The organism is Pseudomonas zanjanensis, assembly GCF_014268745.2.
GTDB classification, from domain to species: domain Bacteria; phylum Pseudomonadota; class Gammaproteobacteria; order Pseudomonadales; family Pseudomonadaceae; genus Aquipseudomonas; species Aquipseudomonas zanjanensis.
The window spans coordinates 3,497,948-3,516,542 of record NZ_JABWRB020000001.1 but is presented as its reverse complement, the minus strand read 5'-3'; the positions used below and the strand labels follow the sequence as shown (position 1 = coordinate 3,516,542).

18 protein-coding genes are annotated in these 18,595 nt (G+C 63.6%); 16 read left to right on the top strand and 2 right to left on the bottom strand.

The window, feature by feature from the left end; translation table 11 throughout:
- Positions 1 to 78: 78 nt before the first annotated feature.
- The gene (locus tag HU715_RS14930) at positions 79 to 2,526 is read right to left on the bottom strand and encodes an acyl-CoA dehydrogenase (RefSeq protein ID WP_186707175.1); all 2,448 of its coding nucleotides are present in this window, start codon (positions 2,524 to 2,526) and stop codon (positions 79 to 81) included.
- A 401-nt stretch (positions 2,527 to 2,927) separates the two neighbouring features.
- On the opposite strand from HU715_RS14930, the gene HU715_RS14925 reads away from it, so the two are divergent.
- From HU715_RS14925 to HU715_RS14910, 4 genes are all read left to right on the top strand, one after another.
- Positions 2,928 to 3,587 carry a transglutaminase-like domain-containing protein gene (locus HU715_RS14925; protein WP_186707176.1) on the top strand — a complete coding sequence of 220 codons (660 nt, stop codon included), beginning with the start codon at positions 2,928 to 2,930 and terminating at the stop codon, positions 3,585 to 3,587.
- Between the two features lie 44 nt (positions 3,588 to 3,631).
- Positions 3,632 to 4,255 carry a glutathione S-transferase family protein gene (locus HU715_RS14920; RefSeq protein ID WP_186707177.1) on the top strand — a complete coding sequence of 208 codons (624 nt, stop codon included), beginning with the start codon at positions 3,632 to 3,634 and terminating at the stop codon, positions 4,253 to 4,255.
- A 136-nt stretch (positions 4,256 to 4,391) separates the two neighbouring features.
- Positions 4,392 to 5,324: an ABC transporter ATP-binding protein gene (locus tag HU715_RS14915; protein ID WP_186707178.1), complete on the top strand. Its 933-nt coding sequence runs from the start codon at positions 4,392 to 4,394 to the stop codon at positions 5,322 to 5,324.
- Between the two features lie 2 nt (positions 5,325 to 5,326).
- Positions 5,327 to 6,106: an ABC transporter permease gene (locus HU715_RS14910; RefSeq protein ID WP_053124195.1), complete on the top strand. Its 780-nt coding sequence runs from the start codon at positions 5,327 to 5,329 to the stop codon at positions 6,104 to 6,106.
- A 168-nt stretch (positions 6,107 to 6,274) separates the two neighbouring features.
- On the opposite strand, the gene HU715_RS14905 is transcribed toward HU715_RS14910, so the two are convergent.
- Complete coding sequence (locus HU715_RS14905) at positions 6,275 to 6,790, bottom strand: DUF2062 domain-containing protein (RefSeq protein WP_046063671.1); 516 nt, start codon at positions 6,788 to 6,790, stop codon at positions 6,275 to 6,277.
- A gap of 145 nt (positions 6,791 to 6,935) precedes the next feature.
- Here HU715_RS14905 and HU715_RS14900 point away from each other — a divergent pair, with 145 nt between their 5' ends.
- From HU715_RS14900 to HU715_RS14845, 12 genes are all read left to right on the top strand, one after another.
- Positions 6,936 to 9,182: a DNA internalization-related competence protein ComEC/Rec2 gene (locus HU715_RS14900; protein ID WP_186707179.1), complete on the top strand. Its 2,247-nt coding sequence runs from the start codon at positions 6,936 to 6,938 to the stop codon at positions 9,180 to 9,182.
- A gap of 95 nt (positions 9,183 to 9,277) precedes the next feature.
- Positions 9,278 to 9,913, top strand: a complete 636-nt coding sequence (locus HU715_RS14895; RefSeq protein WP_024616893.1) for a MotA/TolQ/ExbB proton channel family protein — start codon at positions 9,278 to 9,280, stop codon at positions 9,911 to 9,913.
- Positions 9,910 to 10,338, top strand: coding sequence for a biopolymer transporter ExbD (locus HU715_RS14890; RefSeq protein ID WP_186707180.1), 429 nt, complete (start codon positions 9,910 to 9,912; stop codon positions 10,336 to 10,338). Before HU715_RS14895 ends, HU715_RS14890 begins: the two co-directional genes overlap by 4 nt.
- Positions 10,338 to 11,348 carry a tetraacyldisaccharide 4'-kinase gene (gene lpxK / locus HU715_RS14885; protein WP_186707181.1) on the top strand — a complete coding sequence of 337 codons (1,011 nt, stop codon included), beginning with the start codon at positions 10,338 to 10,340 and terminating at the stop codon, positions 11,346 to 11,348. The genes HU715_RS14890 and lpxK overlap by 1 nt, the downstream gene beginning before the upstream one ends.
- A gap of 23 nt (positions 11,349 to 11,371) precedes the next feature.
- The gene (locus tag HU715_RS14880) at positions 11,372 to 11,557 is read left to right on the top strand and encodes a Trm112 family protein (RefSeq protein WP_003179363.1); all 186 of its coding nucleotides are present in this window, start codon (positions 11,372 to 11,374) and stop codon (positions 11,555 to 11,557) included.
- Positions 11,554 to 12,318 (top strand): 3-deoxy-manno-octulosonate cytidylyltransferase, encoded by a 765-nt coding sequence (gene kdsB, locus HU715_RS14875; RefSeq protein ID WP_186707182.1) that lies wholly within the window; start codon positions 11,554 to 11,556, stop codon positions 12,316 to 12,318. The genes HU715_RS14880 and kdsB overlap by 4 nt, the downstream gene beginning before the upstream one ends.
- Entirely contained in the window at positions 12,318 to 12,782 is a 465-nt protein-coding gene (locus HU715_RS14870) for a low molecular weight protein-tyrosine-phosphatase (RefSeq protein WP_186707183.1), read from the top strand. Before kdsB ends, HU715_RS14870 begins: the two co-directional genes overlap by 1 nt.
- Positions 12,779 to 13,798, top strand: a complete 1,020-nt coding sequence (murB, locus tag HU715_RS14865; protein WP_186707184.1) for a UDP-N-acetylmuramate dehydrogenase — start codon at positions 12,779 to 12,781, stop codon at positions 13,796 to 13,798. Before HU715_RS14870 ends, murB begins: the two co-directional genes overlap by 4 nt.
- Positions 13,799 to 14,064: 266 nt before the next feature.
- Positions 14,065 to 14,535, top strand: coding sequence for a (2Fe-2S)-binding protein (locus HU715_RS14860; protein ID WP_053123841.1), 471 nt, complete (start codon positions 14,065 to 14,067; stop codon positions 14,533 to 14,535).
- Positions 14,532 to 16,847, top strand: coding sequence for a xanthine dehydrogenase family protein molybdopterin-binding subunit (locus HU715_RS14855; RefSeq protein WP_186707185.1), 2,316 nt, complete (start codon positions 14,532 to 14,534; stop codon positions 16,845 to 16,847). Before HU715_RS14860 ends, HU715_RS14855 begins: the two co-directional genes overlap by 4 nt.
- On the top strand, positions 16,847 to 17,818 hold the full coding sequence (locus HU715_RS14850) for an XdhC family protein (protein ID WP_186707186.1): 972 nt from the start codon (positions 16,847 to 16,849) through the stop codon (positions 17,816 to 17,818). Before HU715_RS14855 ends, HU715_RS14850 begins: the two co-directional genes overlap by 1 nt.
- A 20-nt stretch (positions 17,819 to 17,838) precedes the next feature.
- The gene (locus HU715_RS14845) at positions 17,839 to 18,429 is read left to right on the top strand and encodes a nucleotidyltransferase family protein (protein ID WP_186707187.1); all 591 of its coding nucleotides are present in this window, start codon (positions 17,839 to 17,841) and stop codon (positions 18,427 to 18,429) included.
- The last annotated feature ends 166 nt before the right edge of the window (positions 18,430 to 18,595 follow it).

Here is an 18,595-nt window from a genome sequence, read left to right as displayed (position 1 = left end):
GGCGCAGGAGTATAAAGCCCTTGCGCCCGCTTTTATAGTTGAAGAGCTATAGCTGGCGAGCGTACCTGGCCGTCAGCGTCAACGGACCTTGTCCTGCGCCAGTGTCAGCTCGTCCTTATCGAAATCATCCACATCGATGACCTTGCGCCGCGCCGCCTCGGCCGCGCGCAAGGTCTGCGCTTCGCCGGCTTGCAGCACACCGGCGTCCAGCGCCGCGTCGATGAGGGGTTCGCCTGGCGCCGGGTTGAGCTGGCCCTGCTTGAGCGCACCGTGCAGTTTCTTGTGCAGCGGATGGGCGGCCGCCAGCAGATCGGCGGCGTGTTGCAAGGCGCCCACCGGGTCGTCGGTCGATTGCGGACGATAGCAACCTTGCAGCAACTCTTCGAGGGTCGGGTCACCCTTGGGGCGGCCAATGACCGCGGCGACCTCGGCGTCGAGTCTGTCGCTCGGGCCTTTGTGACGACGACCGAAGGGGAACACCACCAGGCGCAACAGGCAACCCAGCACCCGGTTCGGAAAGTTGCCCAGCAGCTCATCCAGCGCGCGTTCCGCCTGGCCGAGGCTTTCCTCCATGGCCCAGTTGAACAGCGGCGCCATGTGCTCCGGCGAATCGAGGTCGTGATAACGCTTGAGCGCGGCGGACGCCAGGTACAGGTTGCTCAAGACATCGCCCAAGCGGGCCGACAGGCGTTCGCGGCGTTTGAGCTCGCCGCCCAGCAGCATCATGCTCAGGTCTGCCAGAAGGGCGAATGCCGCTGCCTGGCGGTTGAGGGCGCGAAAATACCCCTGGCTCAAGGCATTGCCGGGTGCTCTCTCGAAATGCCCCAGGCCCAAGTTGAGCACCAGGGTGCTGGCGGCGTTGCTGACCGCGAATCCGATGTGCTTGAGCAACAAGGCATCGAACTCGACCAGTGCCTGGTCCTTGTCTTCACGGGTCGCCAAGGCCATTTCCTTGAGCACGAACGGATGGCAGCGAATGGCGCCCTGGCCGAAGATCATCAGGTTGCGCGACAGAATGTTCGCGCCTTCGACCGTGATGAAGATCGGCGCACCTTGCCAACTGCGACCCAGGTAGTTGTTCGGGCCCATGATGATGCCCTTGCCGCCATGCACGTCCATGGCGTGGCTGATGCACTCGCGACCGCGTTCGGTCAGGTGGTACTTGAGAATGGCCGACAGCACCGAGGGTTTTTCCCCCAGGTCCACCGCGTTGGCGGTCAGCATGCGTGCCGCATCCATCATCCAGGCATTGCCGCCGATGCGCGCCATGGCTTCCTGGATGCCTTCGAATGCCGACAACGGTACGTTGAACTGCTCGCGCACCTGGGCGTACTGGCCCGTTACCAGGCTGGTGAACTTCGCTGCACCGGTGCCCACCGCCGGCAAGGAAATCGAGCGTCCGACCGACAGGCAGTTCATCAGCATCATCCAGCCCTTGCCGAGCATGGCCTGGCCACCAATCAGGAAGTCCAGCGGGATGAACACGTCCTTGCCCCAGTTCGGCCCGTTCATGAACGCGGCGCCGAGGGGCAGGTGACGGCGGCCGATGTGCACGCCAGGGATGTCGGTGGGAATCAACGCGAGGCTGATGCCCAGGTCCTCTTCGTCACCCAGCAGGTGGTCGGGGTCATACGCCTTGAACGCCAGGCCCAAGAGGGTGGCCACCGGGCCGAGGGTGATGTAGCGCTTTTCCCAGTTCAGGCGCAGGCCGAGGGTTTCCTGGCCCTCCCATTCACCCTTGCAGATGATGCCGGTGTCGGGCATGGCTCCGGCGTCGGAGCCGGCCAGCGGCCCGGTCAGGGCGAAGCAGGGGATATCGTCGCCACGGGCCAGTCGCGGCAGGTAGTGGTCGCGTTGTTCATCGGTGCCGTAGTGCAGCAGCAGTTCCGCCGGGCCGAGGGAGTTGGGGACCATGACGGTGGAGGCCAGGTCGCCGCTGCGGGTGGCCAGTTTCATCGCCACCTGGGAGTGGGCATAGGCGGAGAAGCCCTTGCCGCCATATTCCTTGGGGATGATCAGCGCGAAGAACCCGTGCCTCTTGATGTGCGCCCAGGCTTCAGGCGGCAGGTCCATGGCCTGGCCTATCTGCCAGTCGCTGACCATCGCGCAGAGTTCTTCGGTGGGGCCGTCGAGGAACGCTTGCTCCTCCTCCGTCAGTTGCACCTTGGGGTAAGACAGCAGCAGGTCCCAGTCCGGGCGGCCGCTGAACAGTTCGCCGTCCCACCACACCGTGCCGGCATCGATGGCGTCGCGCTCGGTCTCGGACATGGGCGGCAGGGTTTTCTGGAACCAGTCGAACATCGGCGCACTGAAATATTTGCGGCGCAGGTCCGGTAGCAGCAGCGGGGCCGCGACAGCCGCGAGCGCCACCCAGAGGATCAGCAGCAGCCAGCCGGGCGCATGGCTGAAAATGCCCATGGCGAACAGGTAGACCGCGACGATACCCAGCGCGGGCAGCGGGTCGGTGCGCCGATGCGCCAGCCAGGCGATCCCGACGACCAAGACCAGTATCCACAACAACAGCATATGTAATCCTCCGTGAACCAAGGCAAAACCGACCTTCAGAGCTTAGACGGCCTCTGCAAAACCGGCGGTCAGCGCGATGTGATTGATTTCGTGGGAAACCCTGGGTTCATTGCGCCAGTCTGGTTGGCAACAGCCGTGGGAAATCGTTCGTTATCGAAGTGAGAAAACGCCATTGTTTGGCAGGAATGCCGTTATCGCTGGGCTGGGGCTGTGGATAGACTCGTGTTTTCCCGATGCCCGTTCATAACCGCTGTTGTGGCGAGGGAGCTTGCTCCCGCTCGGTTGTGCAGCAACCGTAAAAGCCGGGGGGCCGCTACGCAGCCCAGCGGGAGCAAGCTCCCTCGCCACAAGGATGTGGTTCGGCATACCAGCGGTGGTGTTTTCCGAGAGGTCTTCCTTTAATGCAGCAATACCTGAACCCCAGCCGCTTCATCGACAGCGACCACCCCGCGGTCATCGACTTCGCCGACACCCACCGCGGCGCCGATCGCGACCCGCTGGCCCAGGCGGTCAGCCTGTATTACGCCGTGCGCGAGGCTGTGCGCTACAACCCCTACACCTTCAGCCGTGACCCGGCGACCCTGCGCGGCAGTTACGCGTTGATGGCGGGCGAAAGCTATTGCGTGCCCAAGGCCACCTTGCTGGCCGGATGCGCCCGGCATTGTGGCATCCCGGCGCGTATTGGCCTGGCGGATGTCCGTAATCACCTGTCTACGCCGCGCCTGCTGGCATTGCTCAGGAGCGACGTGTTTGCCATGCACGGTTATACCGAGCTGTACCTGGACGACCGCTGGGTCAAGGCCACGCCGGCTTTCAACCAGGGTTTGTGCGAGTTGTTCGATGTGGCCCCGCTGGAGTTCGACGGTCGCCACGACAGCGTCTTCCACCCGTTCAATCGGCAAGGGGCGAAGCTGATGGAGTACGTCACCGAGCACGGCCAGTTCGCCGATGTGCCCGAGGCCTTCTTCTTCGAACACCTGGAAAAATGCTATCCGCACCTGTTCGGCGAGCAGGTGCCGCGCTTGCTCGGCGACATGCAGGGCGATTTGAGTCGCGCCTGATCCGGCGTATGCTGCTGCGGCATTTATCCATCGAGGACGCCGTGATGCTGAAGATATGGGGCCGGAAAAATTCATCGAATGTGCGCAAGGCATTATGGTGCGCAGAAGAGTTGGGGCTGGCCTACGAGGCCATCGATGCCGGCGGGGCATTCGGTGTGGTGGACACGCCCGAGTACCGTGCGAAAAACCCCAACGGCCGCGTGCCGATGATCGAGGACGACGGCTTCGTACTTTGGGAATCCAACACCATCGTGCGTTACCTGGCGGCGCGCCATGCGTCGGGCTCGGCCTGGTATCCGGCTGACGTGCAGGCACGGGCCCAGGCTGAGAAGTGGATGGACTGGACCACATCCAGCTTTGCCGCACCGTTTCGCACGGTGTTCTGGGGCGTCTTGCGTACCCCGGCCGAACAACAGGACTGGGCGGCCATCGATGCGGCGATCCAGGAATGTGACGACTTGCTGGCGATGGTCGAGCAGACCTTGAGCGAGCAGCCTTACCTGTCGGGAGATGAAATCGGCATGGGCGACATTCCCCTGGGCAGTTTCATTTATGCCTGGTTCGAGATGCCCATCCAGCGCGCCGAGCGGCCTGGTGTACAGGCCTGGTACGGGCGGTTGCAGGAGCGTGCGGCCTACCACAAGGCCGTCATGACCGCGTTGACTTAATACTTACTATCGACACACTTGACTGTACTTGTGCGGCGACGCCAAGCACCATTGCCTTCGTGCGCCGTGGTTGTATTGCTCGCCGCCCGCCCTTATCTATTCTTTTCTTCCCTCCCTTCTTGGTGCGTAATCCGATATGAGTTCCGCTCTGTCCATCCGGCAGTTAACCAAAACCTACGGCAACGGTTTCCAGGCCCTGAGTGGTATCGATCTGGATGTCGCCGAAGGTGATTTCTTCGCCTTGCTCGGCCCTAACGGTGCCGGCAAATCCACCACCATCGGCATTCTTTCCACCCTGGTGAACAAGACCAGCGGCACGGTGAATGTCTTTGGTCATGACCTGGACCGCGAGCCCGCCGCCCTCAAGCGCTGCATCGGCGTGGTGCCCCAGGAGTTCAACTTCAACCAGTTCGAAAAGACCTTCGACATCGTCGTGACCCAGGCCGGGTACTACGGCATCCCGCCGAAGATCGCCAACGAGCGCGCCGAGCAATACCTGACCCAACTGGGCCTGTGGGACAAGCGTGACGTGCCGTCCCGCTCGCTGTCCGGCGGCATGAAACGTCGACTGATGATCGCCCGCGCGTTGGTGCATGAGCCGCGCCTGCTGATCCTCGACGAGCCGACCGCCGGCGTGGATATCGAGCTGCGTCGTTCGATGTGGAGCTTCCTGACCGAGCTGAACCAGAAAGGCATCACCATCATCCTCACCACCCATTACCTGGAAGAGGCTGAGCAGTTGTGCCGCAACATCGGCATCATCGACCACGGCACCATCGTCGAAAACACCAGCATGCGCCAGTTGCTCAGCCAACTGCATGTGGAGACCTTCCTGCTGGACCTTAAAGGCGACCTGGCGACCGCGCCCCAGCTCATCGGTTATCCGGCTCGCCTGGTGGACAGCCACACCCTGGAAGTGCAAGTGGACAAAGCCGCGGGCATCACCGGGCTGTTCACCCAACTGGCCCTGCAAAACATTGAAGTGCTGAGTTTGCGCAACAAAACCAATCGCCTCGAGGAGTTGTTCGTGTCCCTGGTGGAGAAAAATCTGGCGAAGGTGGCGGTATGAGCATGAGTTCCGAACTGCGCCCCAACCTCATCGCCCTCAATACCATCGTCTACCGTGAAGTCCGCCGCTTCATGCGGATCTGGCCACAGACGCTGCTGCCGCCGGCCATCACCATGGTCCTGTACTTCGTGATCTTCGGTAACCTGATCGGCCGGCAGATCGGCGACATGGGTGGCTTCACGTACATGGACTACATCGTGCCGGGGCTGATCATGATGTCGGTGATCACCAACTCCTACGGCAACGTGGTGTCGAGTTTCTTCGGCAGCAAGTTCCAGCGTTCGATCGAAGAGCTGATGGTCTCGCCGGTGTCGCCTCATACGATTCTCATCGGCTACACCCTGGGCGGTGTACTGCGCGGCCTGGCGGTGGGCCTGATCGTGACGCTGCTGTCGTTGTTCTTCACCGATCTGCAGGTGCATCACTTGGGGGTGACGGTCTTGGTGGTGGTGCTCACGGCCACGATCTTTTCGCTGCTGGGTTTCATCAATGCCGTGTTCGCGCGCAACTTCGATGACATCTCCATCATCCCGACGTTCGTGCTCACGCCGCTGACCTACCTGGGCGGGGTGTTCTACTCGATCTCCCTGCTCCCGCCGTTCTGGCAGACCGTGTCCCTGGCCAACCCGGTGCTGCACATGGTCAACGCCTTTCGCTACGGCATCCTCGGTGTGTCGGACATCAAGATCAGCATCGCCATCACCTTCATGCTGGTGGCGACCGTGGTGCTCTACATCGGCTGCGCGCGGTTGCTGGTCAGCGGGCGCGGGATGCGTACCTGACAAGACCGCGTCGCCTTCTTCGCGAGCAAGCCCGCTCCCACACTCGATACTCAGTGAACGCAAGATTAGCGTTCGACATGGATCAGTGTGGGAGCGGGCTTGCTCGCGAAGAGGCCAGTAAGAACACCACAAAAAAAGGCCTCCATTCCCAGGAGGCCTTTTTGTATTTCACATCCGGCTTTTCTTGCGCCGCCTCCACTGTCGAGCCACCCACCAGCGCCAGTAACTCATGGTGACGAAGTAGGCGAGGGCGCCGAGTACCAGGCCGGTTACAACCGAACCGAGCAGGAACGGCTGCCACAAGGTGGACAACTGGCCGCTGATCCATTCCCAGGTCAGTTCTTCGGGCAGTGTCCGGGCGGGCACGTCCATCAGCCAGGCGCCGGTCTGGTAGGTGCAGAAAAACACCGCCGGCATGGTGATCGGGTTGGTCAGCCACACCAGGCTCACCGCAATCGGCATATTGCCGCGCACCGTAACGGCCAGCGCCGCGGCCAGCAACATCTGCAACGGGATCGGCAGGAACGCGGCGAACAGGCCAACGGCCATCGCCCGGGCCACTGAGTGCCGATTGAGGTGCCAAAGATTGGGATCGTGCAGCAGGGTACCGAGAAAACGTAAGGACTTATGTTCCCGAATGCTCTCTGGGTCTGGCATGTAACGTTTGAATAGGCGCCGGGGCATAAGGCTTCTCGGTCGGTTCAACGCAATTAAAGCCGCAAGTATGTCTGGATTCTACGGCTGGCAGATTCAGACTTTGTGACAATTGATAACGCCAGCGGTGCCGCGAACCGTCTATGCCTGAAGAGGGCACTCTCAAGGACGGGTTATGCGCACAGGATTAGTCGCGCTTGCATTGGGGCTGGTGGCCCCGATTTTTTTACCGGCACTGCCGCCGTTGTGGCTGGTTGCAGCCATGCCGCTGCTGGCGTTGATGGTGTTGCCGTTTCGAACCTACCCGCTGGGTTTTTTCCTGTTCGGGCTGGCCTGGGCCTGCCTGTCGGCGCAGTGGGCGCTGGACGATCGGTTACCCGCTACCCTGGACGGAGAAACCCGCTGGGTCGAAGGGCGCGTCGTCGGTTTGCCGCAACAGGGCGACGGCGTGGTGCGCTTCGAACTGGCCGATGTCCAATCACGTCGTACCCGCTTACCGAAAACGCTGCGCCTCGCCTGGTTTGGTGGCCCGTCCGTCAACAGCGGCGAACGCTGGCGATTGGCCGTGAAGCTCAAGCGACCCGCCGGGTTGCTGAACCCGCACGGCTTCGATTATGCCGCCTGGTTGTTGAGCCGGGGTATCGGCGCGACCGGGACGATCAAGCAAGGGCATCTCCTGCAAGCGGCCCGGGGCGCCTGGCGTGACGAGGTGCGCCAGGCGCTGGCGCAGGTCGATGCCTACGGCCGCTCCGGTGCGCTGGCGGCATTGGTCCTGGGTGACGGTGGCGGGCTGAGTCGCGAGGATTGGCAGGTGTTACAAGACACCGGCACCGTTCATTTGCTGGTGATTTCCGGGCAACACATCGGCCTGCTTGCCGGCCTGGTGTACCTGCTGGTGGCCGGCGCGGCGCGTTATGGCCTTTGGCCGGCGGGGCTCGCGTGGTTGCCTTGGGCCTGTGCGCTGGCCTTTTGCGCCGCCCTGGGCTACGGCTTGCTCGCCGGGTTCGAGGTGCCGGTGCGACGGGCCTGCGCGATGATCGGCCTGGTGTTGTTGTGGCGCTTGCGCTTCAAGCAGCCTGATCCCTGGTGGGCCTGGCTGCTGGCCTTCGCCGGGGTGCTGGTGTTCGACCCGCTCGCCAGCCTGCGGCCGGGATTTTGGTTGTCGTTCGCGGCCGTCGCCATCTTGATGTTCACCTTTGGTGCTCGCCTGGGGCCCTGGCGCTGGTGGCAAACCTGGACCCGAGCCCAGTGGCTGGTTGCGCTCGGCCTGTGTCCGCTGCTGTTGATCGTGGGCTTGCCGGTCAGCCTCAGCGGACCGCTGGTGAACCTGTTCGCGGTGCCGTGGATCAGCCTGCTGGTCTTGCCACCGGCGCTGCTCGGCACGGCGTTGTTGCCAGTGCCGCTCATCGGCGAAGGGCTGCTGTGGATCGCCGGCGGTTTACTCGATCTGCTGTTCAGGGGGCTGGCGTTGGTGGCTGGGCGATTGCCCGCCTGGGTGCCGGTTGCGGTCCCGTCCTGGGCCTTGGGTATCGCCGCGCTGGGGGCTTTTTTGCTGCTATTGCCCAAAGGGGTGCCGCTGCGCTTGCTGGGGTGGCCGATGGTCTTGCTGATGGTGTTCCCGCCGCGAGAGAACCTGCCGCCAGGACACGCCGAGGTCTGGCAACTGGACGTCGGTCAAGGACTGGCGGTGCTGGTACGCACCCGGCATCACACCTTGCTTTACGACGCCGGGCCGCGTTTTGGCGAGGCCGATGTGGGCGAACGTGTCGTGCTGCCGACCTTGCGTAAACTCGGCGTGCATGGCTTGGACCTGATGCTTCTCAGCCATGCCGATGCCGATCACGCCGGCGGCGCCCGCGCCGTGCGCAAGGGACTGCCGACGATGGAAGTGATCAGTGGCGATCCCGACGCGCTGCCTGAGCAATTGCAGGCCGGGCCTTGCGACAGCGGCAGGCGTTGGGAGTGGGATGGCGTCGGGTTCGAACTGTGGCGGTGGGCCTCTGCCGTCGAAAGCAACCAGAAGTCCTGCGTCCTGCTGGTGGAGGCCGGCGGCGAACGCCTGCTGCTGACCGGCGATATCGACACCCCTGCCGAGCGCGCCCTGCTCGACGAAGCCTTGGCGCTGCCCATCCAGTGGCTGGCCGCGCCTCATCACGGCAGCCGCAGCTCGTCGTCGATGGCCTTGCTGTCGCGCCTCAAGCCGCATTCGGTGCTGATCTCCCGAGGGCAGGGCAACGCGTTCGGTCATCCCCATCCCCAAGTGATGGCCCGGTACCGCCGCTCGGGCCTGGCGATTTACGACAGCGCCGAGCAGGGTGCCATTCGTCTGCAACTGGGCGCGTTCGAGTTGCCGCGCACCGAGGCCGGGCACCGACGCTACTGGCGCGATCCGCCCGCCGTCGGGCCACCGCGGCAACATTGATCCAGGGCAATCGGCGGATGCGCTTATCGGCGGGACGGGTCTGCAAGGCGAGTCTGTGTGATAAAGTGGCGCACTTTTTCGAGGGGGCAGTCACTGTGTGGGAATTGGTCAAATCCGGCGGCTGGATGATGTTGCCGATCATTCTGAGTTCCATCGCGGCACTGGGTATCGTTGCCGAACGCCTGTGGACCCTGCGGGCCAGCCGCGTGACCCCGGAGCATCTGCTCGGGCAGGTCTGGGTCTGGATCAAGGACAAGCAGCTGAACAAGGACAAGCTCAAGGAGCTGCGGGCCAGTTCGCCGCTGGGGGAAGTCCTCGCGGCTGGCCTGGCGAACTCCAAGCATGGTCGCGAGATCATGAAGGAGTGCATCGAGGAGGCCGCCGCCCGGGTCATCCATGAACTGGAGCGCTACATCAATACCCTGGGCACCATCGCCGCCATGTCCCCGCTGCTGGGCCTGCTGGGTACGGTGCTGGGCATGATCGACATCTTCAGCGCATTTACCGGTTCCGGCATGACCACCAACGCCGCCGTACTGGCAGGGGGTATTTCCAAGGCCCTGATCACTACCGCCGCTGGCCTGATGGTCGGTATTCCGGCGGTGTTCTTCCATCGATTCCTGCAACGCCGCGTCGACGAGTTGGTGGTGGGCATGGAGCAGGAAGCCATCAAGCTGGTCGAGGTGGTGCAGGGTGATCGTGACGTGGACCTGGCTGGGGGCAAGAAGTGAAATTCCGCCGCAAGCCCCGGGAAAACATCGAGATCAACCTCGCGTCGCTGATCGACGTGGTGTTCATCCTGCTGCTGTTTTTCGTCGTGACCACCACGTTCACCCGGGAAACCCAGCTCAAGGTTGAGTTGCCGGAAGCCGTCAGCGGCTCGCCGGCCGAAGACCAGCAACTCAAGAACCTGGAAGTCACTATCAGCGCCGAAGGGGCGTTCTCGGTGAACAACCATTTGCTGCCCAAGAGCGACCTGGCGAGCCTGATCGAGGCCTTGCAGAAAGAGTCTGGCGGCGACACCAACCTGCCGCTGTCCATCAGCGCCGACGGCAAGACCCCGCATCAATCGGTGATCACCGCCATGGACGCGGCCGGCAAGCTCGGTTTCAGCCATCTGCGCATGACCACGGTCGAGGCGGCTCCGGCACCCTGATGGCCATGTCCGATCGATTGCTTGCCGCGTGGTACGAAGGCCACCCGGCCCTGACCTTGCTGCGCCCACTGGAGTGGTTGTACCGGCGGGTGGTGGTGGGCAAGCGGGAGCGTTTCCTGGCAGGTGAAGGTCAGATCTACCAGCCGCCCGTGCCGTTGGTGGTGGTGGGCAATATCACTGTTGGTGGCACCGGCAAGACGCCGTTGATCCTGTGGCTGATCCAGCACTGCCAGCGCAGTGGCCTGCGGGTCGGGGTGGTCAGCCGGGGCTATGGTGCCAAGCCGCCGCAACTGCCGTGGCGGGTCGCGGCCGAGCAGGGCGCCGATGTCGCGGGGGACGAGCCGCTGTTGATCGTCCAGCGCACGGGCGTGCCGCTGATGATCGACCCCGATCGCAGTCGCGCGGTCCAGGCGCTGCTGGAGAGCGAACCGCTGGACCTGATCCTGTCCGACGATGGCATGCAGCATTATCGGTTGGCCCGGGACCTTGAGCTGGTGCTGATCGACAGCGCCCGCGGCCTGGGCAACCGACGTTGCCTGCCCGCCGGGCCATTGCGCGAGCCGGTGGAGCGCCTGCAATCGGTCGACGCCGTGCTGTACAACGGTGCCAGTGCCGACCGCGAAGACGGCTTCGCCTTCGAACTGCGTCCCACCGAACTGGTGAACCTGGCCAGCGGCGAGCGCCGTCCCCTCGACCATTTTCCATCCGGCCAGGCCTTGCACGCCGTGGCCGGCATCGGCAATCCCCAGCGTTTCTTCAAGACCCTCGAAACGCTACACTGGCGGCCCATACCGCACGGGTTTGCCGACCATGCCGAATACAGCGCCCAGGCCTTGAATTTCACGCCATCCCTGCCGGTGGTCATGACGGAAAAAGACGCGGTCAAATGCCGTGCCTTCGCCGCGCCCGACTGGTGGTACCTGGCGGTGGACGCCGCGCCGTCGCCGGCCTTCGCGGCCTGGTTCGATACGCAGTTGATGCGCCTGTTGCCGGATCGGCTCTTGCCTTAACACCTTTTACCCAGGGGAATTCCATGGACACCAAACTGCTCGATATTCTGGCCTGCCCAGTCTGCAAAGGCCCGCTCAAGCTCAGCGCCGACAAGACCGAACTGATCAGCAAGGGCGCCGGCCTGGCTTACCCGATTCGCGACGGCATCCCGGTGATGCTCGAAAGCGAAGCCCGTACCCTGACCACCGACGAGCGCCTGGATAAATGACTACCGCCTTTACCGTTGTCATTCCGTCGCGCTTTGCCTCGACGCGCCTGCCCGGCAAGCCGCTGCTGTCGATTGCCGGCAAGCCGATGATCCAGCATGTCTGGGAACAAGCCTGCAAAAGCAACGCCCAGCGCGTCGTGGTGGCGACTGACGATGCGCGCATCGTCGAGGCCTGCAAAGGCTTTGGCGCCGAGGTCGTACTGACGCGCGAAGACCATAATTCCGGCACCGATCGCCTGGCGGAAGTCGCGGCGAAGCTTGGACTGGCCGCCGACGCGATCGTCGTCAATGTGCAAGGTGACGAGCCGTTGATCCCGCCGAGCGTGATCGATCAGGTCGCCGCCAACCTCGCGGCCCACACCGAAGCGCGCATGGCCACCCTGGCCGAGCCGATCGAGGATGTGCAGACCTTGTTCAACCCCAACGTGGTCAAGGTGGTCAGCGACCTCAATGGCCTGGCGTTGACCTTCAGCCGCGCGACGTTGCCCTGGGCGCGGGATGCCTTCGCCCAAGACCGCGACGTGCTGCCAGAAGGCGTGCCGTACCGCCGTCACATCGGCATCTACGCCTACCGCGCCGGTTTCCTCCAGGACTTCGTCACCTGGGGCCCGTGCTGGCTGGAAAACACTGAAGCGCTGGAACAACTGCGGGCCTTGTGGCATGGCGTGCGGATCCATGTCGCCGATGCGTTGATCGCCCCGCCGACCGGTGTCGACACCGCCGAAGACCTCGAGCGCGTTCGTCGCCTGCTGGAGGCTTGATGCGGGTCCTGTTCGTCTGCCTCGGCAATATCTGCCGCTCGCCCACCGCCGAAGGCATCTTGCGCCACAAGTTGCGCGAGGCCGGGCTGGCTGGACAGGTGGAAGTCGCTTCCGCCGGCACCGGTGACTGGCACGTCGGCAAGGCCCCGGACAAGCGCAGCCAGGCCGCGGCCCTGCGGCGTGGCTACGACTTGTCGGCCCAGCGCGCGCAACAAGTGACGCGCGCCGACTTTGCCGCCTACGACCTGATCCTGGCGATGGACAGCAGTAACTTGCGCAATCTCCAGGCCCTGCAACCGGCGAAGGGCAGGGCCGAGCTGGATCTGTTCCTGCGGCGCTACGAAGCCGAACTCGACGATGTGCCGGACCCGTATTACGACGGCGAGCAGGGTTTCGAGCAGGTGCTGGACTTGATCGAACGCGCCACGGATCGCCTGGTGATCGAATTGAAGGGGCGGTTATGACCTTGCAGGTGCGGGCGGGCGTCAGCCTCAAGCCCTTCAACAGTTTTGGCGTGGACGTCAGCGCCCGCTTGTTCGCCGAAGCCCACAGCGACGCCGATGTACGCCAGGCGCTGGCCTACGCCAGCGAACATGGCGTGCCGTTGCTGATGATCGGCGGCGGCAGCAACCTGCTGCTGACCGGCGACATCGATGCCTTGGTGGTGCGCATGGCCAGCCAGGGGATCCGCCTGGTCAGCGATGACGGCGAGCGGGTGGTGGTCGAGGCCGAAGCCGGGGAACCCTGGCATCCCTTCGTCCAGCACACGCTGGCACAAGGCTGGTCGGGCCTGGAAAACCTCAGCCTGATTCCCGGTACTGTAGGCGCGGCACCGATGCAAAACATCGGCGCCTACGGTGTGGAGATCAAGGATGTCTTCGCTGGCCTCACCGCGCTGGATCGCCAGACCGGCGAATTGCACGAGTTCACCCTCGAAGAATGCCGTTTCGCCTACCGCGACAGCCTGTTCAAGCAACAGGCCGGGCGCTGGTTGATCCTGCGGGTGCGTTTCGCCCTCAGTCGCGCTGCGCACTTGCACCTGGAATACGGTCCCGTCCGCCAGCGATTGACCGAGCAGGGTATCGATCAGCCGACGCCAACGGATGTGAGCCGGGCCATTTGCAGCATTCGCAGCGAAAAACTCCCCGACCCGGCCGTGCTGGGCAATGCCGGCAGTTTCTTCAAGAACCCGCTGGTGCCGGCCACGCACGTGACGCATCTCAAGCAGCAATACCCCGACCTGGTGGCTTATCCACAGCCTGGCGGGCAGATGAAAATCGCTGCTGGCTGGCTGATCGAACGGGCCGGCTGGAAGGGCTTTCGCGAGGGCGATGCCGGGGTGCATAAGTTGCAGGCGCTGGTGCTGGTCAATTACGGCAACGCTACCGGCCCGCAATTGTTGGACCTGGCCCTGCGCATCCAGAAAGACATTGCCGAACGTTTCCAGGTCGAGCTGGAAATGGAGCCGAATCGGTACTGAGCGGCCTTCTCGCAATCGCCTGAAAAAACGCCCTGCACACCCTGCACACGATCATTTGTGCAGGATTGTGCAGGGCGTTTTGCTTGATCCTGGGTTAATTTAGCCTCCTAACGATGCGACCATCGCATCCAAAAGGCCCGATGCAGACGCCTGCGTGCGCTTGCATAAGAGAGCCTGATCAGCCTGAGCCAGTCTGCGCGAACCGAACCGCTAACCCAGCGGCAGATTGCTCGACCCCATAATTCGATCACTGTGCGGGCGTGCCCATGATTACCCTGAAACTCAATGGAAAAGACCATCAACTGGATGTGACCGAGGACATGCCACTGCTGTGGGCTATCCGGGATGTGGCCGGTTACAACGGCACCAAATTCGGCTGCGGCATGGGCCTGTGCGGCGCCTGCACCATCCACATCGACGGCGCCCCGGCGCGCAGCTGCATCACGCCAATCGGTTCGGTGAAAGGGCAGGCCATCAGCACCATCGACGGGCTTCACGCCGACCCGGTCGGGCAAGTGGTCCAGAAGGCCTGGCTCGATACCGCCGTGGCCCAGTGCGGTTACTGCCAGGGCGGGCAGATCATGTCCGCCACGGCGCTGCTCAAGACCAACCCCAACCCGAGCGATGAGCAGATCGAGGAAGCCATGGTCGGCAATCTCTGCCGCTGCGGCACCTACAACCGGATCAAGACCGCGATCCGCCAGGCCTCCACTCACCTGAAGGAGGCCAAGGCATGAGCCGCTTGCCCGATGATTTCGTGCTGAGCAACCTCAGCCGTCGTGGTTTCCTCAAGGGCGCGAGTGCCACCGGTGTGCTGGTGCTGGCGGCCACATGGGGCCTGCCGGAGGCCTTTGCCGAAGAGAAGAAATTTGGCGCCGAGGGCATGCCCCATGGCGCGGTCGACGATCCCAAGGTCTATGTGAGCATTGCCGCCGATGGCAGCGTGACCGTGATCTGCAACCGTTCGGAAATGGGCCAGGGCGTGCGCACCAGCCTGAGCATGGTCGTGGCCGATGAGCTGGAAGCCGACTGGGCACTCGTCAAGGTCAAGCAAGCGCCGGCCGATGAAGCGCGTTTCGGCAACCAGGACACTGACGGCTCGCGCAGCATGCGTCACTGGTACGAGCCGATGCGCCGTTGCGGGGCCGCCGCCCGGACCATGCTGGAACTGGCCGCCGCTGCGCAGTGGAACGTGCCAGTAGGCGAATGCCGTGCGCAGATGCATAAGGTGGTGCACCAGCCTTCGGGGCGCGAACTCGGCTATGGCGAGTTGGCCGCTGCCGCGAGCGCCTTGCCAGTACCTGCCCGTGACAGCCTGCGCCTCAAGCAGCCGTCCGAGTTCCGCTATATCGGCAAGGAAGCGAGCCGGGCCATCGATGGCGCGGACATCGTCAACGGTCGCGCAGTCTTCGGGGCTGACGTGCATTTCGAGGGCATGCTCTATGCCGTCATCGCGCGTCCGCCGGTCTATGGCGGCAAGGTCAAGAGCGTGGACAGCAGCGCGGCGCTGAAGGTGCCGGGCGTGGTCAAGGTGGTGTCGATTGAAGGGCGACCGCTGCCCTCGGAGTTCCAGCCGTTGGGCGGCGTGGCGGTGGTGGCGAAAAACACCTGGGCGGCGATCAAGGGTCGCGAGGCCCTGAAGATCCAGTGGGACGACGGCCCGAATGCCGGCTACGACTCCATTGCCTATCGCAAGGAGTTGGAGGCGGCGGCCCTCAAGCCTGGAAAAGTCGTGCGCAGCAGCGGCGACCTCGACGATGCGCTGGCCAAGGCTGATTCGACATTGGAGGCATCGTATTACTTGCCGCACCTGTCGCAATCGCCTATGGAGCCGATGGTTGCCGTCGCTCGGTTCAAGGATGGCCAATGCGAGGCCTGGGCACCGAGCCAGGCGCCGCAGGTCACTCGTGAACGTGTCGCTGAGCGCCTGGGCATTCCTTTCGAGAAGGTTACGGTGAATATCACCTTGTTGGGCGGCGGTTTCGGACGCAAGTCGAAACCCGACTTCGTCGTCGAAGCGGCGGTGCTCGCCAAGGAATTTCCCGGCCAGGCCGTACGCGTGCAGTGGACCCGTGAGGACGATATTCACCACTCGTATTTCCACACCGTGTCGGCCGAGTACTTGAAGGCTGGCTTGAACAAGGACGGCATGCCTTCCGGTTGGCTGCATCGCACCGTGGCCCCGACCATCACCGCATTGTTTGCACCGGGCATGACCCACGAGGCGCCGTTCGAAGTGGGCATGGGCGTGACCAACATGGCCTACGCCATTCCCAACCTGCGCCTGGAAAACCCCGAGGCGGTGGCCCATACCCGGGTGGGCTGGTACCGCTCGGTGTCGAACATTCCCCATGGTTTTGCGATCCAGAGCTTCATTGACGAGTTGGCCCACAAGGCCGGCCAGGATCCGCTGAAGTACCACCTCAAGCTGCTGGGTCCGGACCGCAAGATCGATCCGAATAGCCTCAATGACAGTTGGAACTATGGCGAATCCCCCGAGCGTTATCCGATCGATACGGCGCGAATCCGCACGGTGCTGGAAACCGCAGCGAAGGCTGCCGGTTGGGGGCGGGAGTTGCCCAAGGGCCGAGGGTTGGGGCTGGCGGTGCATTACAGCTTCGTCACCTACGTGGCGGCGGCGATTGAAGTCGAGGTCAAGGACGACGGCACGGTGATCGTGCACAAGGCGGACATCGCCGTGGACTGCGGTCCGCAGATCAACCCCGAACGCATCCGCTCACAGTTCGAAGGCGCCTGTGTCATGGGCCTGGGCAATGCGATGGTGGGCGAGATCAGCTTCAAGGACGGCAAGGTGCAGCAGGACAACTTCCATATGTATGAAATCGCGCGCATGTCCCTGGCGCCCAAGGACGTGGCGGTGCATCTGGTCACGCCGCCGGGCGAGGTGCCGTTGGGCGGTGTCGGCGAGCCGGGCGTGCCGCCGATTGCGCCAGCCTTGTGCAACGCGATCTTCGCCGCCACGGGCAAGCGTATCCGTAACCTGCCTGTGCGCTATCAGCTGCAAGGCTGGCAACAGGCGAAGGCCTGATGGACAGCGTCGATCTGAATGTCTTGCGCAGCGTGCTTGAATGGCGCCGCGCCGGGCTGCGGGTGGTGTTGTTCACCGTGGTCCAGACCTGGGGCACCGCGCCCAGGCCGCCGGGGGCGATGCTGGCCCTGCGTGAAGATGGCGTGGTGATTGGTTCGGTGTCGGGCGGTTGTGTCGAGGATGACCTGATCGCCCGGTTGCACGACGGCCGCATTCCGGCGGACGGTCCGCCGGTGCAACTGATCACCTATGGCGTTACTCGCGAAGAGGCGGCGCGCTTCGGCCTGCCGTGCGGTGGCACCCTGCGCCTGACCGAAGAGCGGGTGGGCGATCCGCACTGGGTCGCCCAGTTGCTGGAGCGTTGCGAGGCCCATGAAATCGTTGCCCGTGAGCTGACCGTCGCCAGCGGCAACGTGGTCTTGACCCCGGCCAGCAAGACCGACGCTTTGATGTTCGATGGGCAGGTGTTGCGGGCCATTTACGGCCCGCGTTGGCGGCTGCTGCTGATCGGGGCCGGACAACTGTCGCGCTACGTGGCGGAAATGGCCCGGCTGCTGGATTTCGAGGTGCTGATCTGCGATCCGCGCAAGGAGTTCGTCTACGGTTGGGAGGAGCAGCATGGGCGCTTCGTCACCGGCATGCCCGATGAAGCGGTGCTGAGCATCCAGACCGACGAGCGCACGGCCATTGTGGCCCTGACCCATGACCCGCGTCTGGACGACATGGCGCTGCTCACGGCCTTGGACTCCAAGGCCTTTTATGTCGGCGCCCTGGGTTCGCGGGTCAACAGCCAGAAGCGCCGGGACAACCTGGCTCAGCTAGGCTTGTCAGCAGAGGCCATTGAACGCTTGCATGGACCGATTGGCTTGCACATCGGCAGTCACACCCCGGCGGAAATCGCCTTGTCGTTGCTGGCGGAAATCGTGGCCATCAAGAATGGCGTGGAGCTGCGGCAGAAAAAGCCGTTGTAAGCCGTGGGCAAGGAGGACGTATGGGCGAGTCGATTGGCGTGATCATCCTGGCAGCGGGAGCGGGCAGCCGTTTCCGCCGGATTGCAGGTCCCGACAAGGATAAATTGCTCGCCGATTGCACCGGGCGTGACGGCGCCGTGCGGTCGGTGATCGAGCAGGTGCTGGTGAATCTGCCGGCCTCCCTGGGAAAGCGTGTGTTGGTGACGAACAAGGACCGGCCACAAGCCATACGCATGGCCCAGGCGTATGGGTGCGATTTCCTGGAGCTGGACTCCCCCGGCCTGGGTGACAGCATCGCCGCGGGTGTCCAGGCTTGCCCTGATCTTGATGGCTGGCTGATAGTGCTGGGCGACATGCCCTTCATCTTGCCGTCGAGCATTGAGCAGGTGACGGCGGGGATTCATGAGGATGGGATCAGCGTGCCGGTCCTGGCTGGGGAGTACGGGCATCCGGTGGGATTTGGTCGTGGGTTTGGGCCGAAATTGATGGCGTTGACTGGAGATCGTGGCGCCAAGGCATTGTTTGCCGGGGCGCAGGTAGTCGAAGTACCGGTGGACGATCCGGGCGTGACGTGGGATGTCGATGTGCCAGAGGCACTGACCTTCAAATAACAGGCGACGCAAAACCCTTTGGGAGCAAGCTCGCGAGGGCGGAGGGTCGTCAATTTGCAGTGATGTTGGATACCACCAGGTTTCTCGGAACAGCACGGTCCTGTGGCGAGGGAGCTTGCTCCCGCTGGGTCGCGCAGCGGCCCCAAAAAGCGATGAGCGCTGCGCA

Excerpts from the sequence above, each read along its gene's own strand:
- HU715_RS14930 (WP_186707175.1), bottom strand. The coding sequence starts at position 2,526 with ATGCTGTTGTTGTGGATACTGGTCTTGGTCGTCGGGATCGCCTGGCTG.
- HU715_RS14850 (WP_186707186.1), top strand. The coding sequence starts at position 16,847 with ATGGACAGCGTCGATCTGAATGTCTTGCGCAGCGTGCTTGAATGGCGC.
- HU715_RS14880 (WP_003179363.1), top strand. The coding sequence starts at position 11,372 with ATGGACACCAAACTGCTCGATATTCTGGCCTGCCCAGTCTGCAAAGGC.
- lpxK (WP_186707181.1), top strand. The coding sequence starts at position 10,338 with ATGGCCATGTCCGATCGATTGCTTGCCGCGTGGTACGAAGGCCACCCG.
- HU715_RS14900 (WP_186707179.1), top strand. The coding sequence starts at position 6,936 with ATGCGCACAGGATTAGTCGCGCTTGCATTGGGGCTGGTGGCCCCGATT.
- HU715_RS14870 (WP_186707183.1), top strand. The coding sequence starts at position 12,318 with ATGCGGGTCCTGTTCGTCTGCCTCGGCAATATCTGCCGCTCGCCCACC.
- HU715_RS14915 (WP_186707178.1), top strand. The coding sequence starts at position 4,392 with ATGAGTTCCGCTCTGTCCATCCGGCAGTTAACCAAAACCTACGGCAAC.
- HU715_RS14905 (WP_046063671.1), bottom strand. The coding sequence starts at position 6,790 with ATGCCCCGGCGCCTATTCAAACGTTACATGCCAGACCCAGAGAGCATT.
- murB (WP_186707184.1), top strand. The coding sequence starts at position 12,779 with ATGACCTTGCAGGTGCGGGCGGGCGTCAGCCTCAAGCCCTTCAACAGT.
- HU715_RS14920 (WP_186707177.1), top strand. The coding sequence starts at position 3,632 with ATGCTGAAGATATGGGGCCGGAAAAATTCATCGAATGTGCGCAAGGCA.
- HU715_RS14925 (WP_186707176.1), top strand. The coding sequence starts at position 2,928 with ATGCAGCAATACCTGAACCCCAGCCGCTTCATCGACAGCGACCACCCC.
- kdsB (WP_186707182.1), top strand. The coding sequence starts at position 11,554 with ATGACTACCGCCTTTACCGTTGTCATTCCGTCGCGCTTTGCCTCGACG.
- HU715_RS14910 (WP_053124195.1), top strand. The coding sequence starts at position 5,327 with ATGAGTTCCGAACTGCGCCCCAACCTCATCGCCCTCAATACCATCGTC.
- HU715_RS14845 (WP_186707187.1), top strand. The coding sequence starts at position 17,839 with ATGGGCGAGTCGATTGGCGTGATCATCCTGGCAGCGGGAGCGGGCAGC.
- HU715_RS14860 (WP_053123841.1), top strand. The coding sequence starts at position 14,065 with ATGATTACCCTGAAACTCAATGGAAAAGACCATCAACTGGATGTGACC.
- HU715_RS14855 (WP_186707185.1), top strand. The coding sequence starts at position 14,532 with ATGAGCCGCTTGCCCGATGATTTCGTGCTGAGCAACCTCAGCCGTCGT.